At 56.1% G+C, this 303-nt stretch carries 1 protein-coding gene; it reads left to right on the forward strand.

Features of this window, described 5'->3' with window-relative positions:
• Positions 1 to 303: hypothetical protein (locus tag PZH32_RS12815; protein ID WP_275208639.1), on the forward strand; the 303-nt coding region annotated here is incomplete at both ends.

Genomic DNA, 303 nt, shown 5'->3' on the forward strand with positions numbered 1-303 from the left:
CTGGGGGCCGGCGTGGCGCTCATGGATGACCAAATGCCCTTCCCAATGGCCGACTGCAAGAATTCAAGCGACGAAACCACTGTTGGAGACGACATCGACTGCATGATGGTAAACAAAAACGGCCTTCGCTTCATGGATGAGGTGCGCGATCGGTATTCCATGACTGCCGACATCATGCAGCAACCCGAGCAGATGATGTTCATGATCTCGGACGCCGACACTTGCCGCGTAGAGGGCGACCTGAATCGTTATGGTCAACGCCTGCAAAGCCTCATCGACCAAGGGCAGCTGTTTGTCGCCGAC

This window comes from Adlercreutzia equolifaciens (assembly GCF_029076695.1).
Taxonomy (GTDB): domain Bacteria; phylum Actinomycetota; class Coriobacteriia; order Coriobacteriales; family Eggerthellaceae; genus Adlercreutzia; species Adlercreutzia equolifaciens_A.